This window comes from Polaromonas sp. P3_C2 (assembly GCF_056402675.1).
Genome location: NZ_JBFUGX010000832.1, coordinates 1 through 1,585, shown reverse-complemented (window position 1 = coordinate 1,585; position 1,585 = coordinate 1). Strand labels below are relative to the sequence as shown.

Sequence of the window (1,585 nt, the reverse complement as noted above, 5' to 3'; positions counted from 1 at the left end):
GCGTGACCACGGGACGTAGCCGTCGCTGCGGCTGGTTTGACGCTGCGCTGCTCAAGCGCTCGGCCCAGGTCAACGGCCTCTCGGGCCTGTGCATCACCAAGCTCGACGTGCTGGACGGCATCGACGAGCTCAAGCTGTGCACCGGCTACGAGCTTGACGGCCATATCACCGACATCCTGCCGATGGGCGCTGAAGAGATCGAGCGCTGCAAGCCGATTTATGAGACCTTGCCGGGCTGGAGCCAGAGCACCGTGGGCGTCACGCAATACGACAAGCTGCCGGCTGCCGCGCAGAAATACCTGCACCGGATCGAGGAAGTCACCGGTGTGCCGATCCACATGATTTCGACCAGCCCGGACCGTGACCACACCATCCTGCTGCGCAATCCGTACGCCGCCTAGCCAGAAAACCTCAGCAAAAAATGCACCCAACCCAATAGGGACGGGCGCAAGCAGCTATCAAATCAGGAGCATTTCATGTTGACAGAAGACGGCAAGCATCTCTATGTGAGCTACGACGAGTACCATAACCTGATTGAAAAACTGGCCATCAAGATCCACCAGTCCGGCTGGCAGTTCGACACCATCCTGTGTCTGGCTCGCGGTGGCATGCGTCCCGGCGACATCCTTTCTCGCATTTTCGACAAGCCGCTGGCCATCATGTCCACCAGCTCCTACCGCGCCGACGCCGGCATGACGCAGGGCAACCTCGACATCGCCCGCTTCATCACCACGCCCAAGGGCGAAATCGCGGGCAAGGTGCTGCTGGTCGATGACCTGGCCGATTCCGGCCACACGCTCAACGCCGTGATCCACCAGCTCAAGAACAACTACAAACCCATCACCGAGCTGCGCAGCGCTGTGATCTGGACCAAGGGCGTGTCTACTTTTCAGCCTGATTATTCGGTTGAGTTGCTGCCCACCAATCCATGGATCCACCAGCCTTTTGAAGGCTACGACTCGCTGTCACCCGCGCAGTTGATGGCGAAGTGGAAGATCTAGAGGCGTCGGATATCTCCGTTTGACGCCCATCAGCGCCGCATGACGCAAAGTCCGCCGGTCTTGCCGTCCACTGACGGGCCGCAAAACTGGAGGTCACTTCAAACCGAAGCATCTGCTGGTTTGGCTGCTTGGATACTCCTCATTTTGGCGGTTCCGTTGATGATTTGCAGCGGCGGTTTCATCGCGTTTTTGGGTCGCCGGGCACCAGAGCCGTGGTTGTCATGGCTTCTCCTTTGCACCGGTACATTCATGATGGTTGGCACCGTATGGTGGATGCTATGGACTTCCCAGCATGGCAGTTTCAATTTTGACGTCAATCAAAAGACAAAGCGTATTCGCGATTGGAAAACATCTCTCTTTCTCGGGAGAAGCTTCGACGAATACGATTTCGATGAATTCCGTGCGGTTCGGTCGGTGCAAAGATTCGGGGACGACGATATATATTGGGTGGTGGTTGAGCTACTTTTCAAAACGACGAGACCAGCGCTTGAAGTAGGACGCTTTGGTGCGGTGGCCCGTGGCGAATCCCGCTGGCAGAGATGTGCCAACACATTTCGCGGGTTACGCACCGAAGGCCCGGAGAG

The 1,585-nt window shown here is 57.5% G+C and carries 3 protein-coding genes; all 3 read left to right on the top strand.

From position 1 onward, the window contains the following. The coding region (locus AC1DWI_RS22505; protein ID WP_477725827.1) for an adenylosuccinate synthetase at positions 1 to 401 on the top strand (401 nt) is incomplete at its 5' end. 75 nt (positions 402 to 476) lie between these two features. Beyond that, positions 477 to 1,001 (top strand): phosphoribosyltransferase, encoded by a 525-nt coding sequence (locus AC1DWI_RS22500; RefSeq protein ID WP_411877599.1) that lies wholly within the window; start codon positions 477 to 479, stop codon positions 999 to 1,001. Positions 1,002 to 1,040: 39 nt separating this feature from the next. After that, positions 1,041 to 1,585 (top strand): hypothetical protein (locus tag AC1DWI_RS22495; RefSeq protein ID WP_477725826.1); only part of this gene is annotated, 545 nt, incomplete at its 3' end.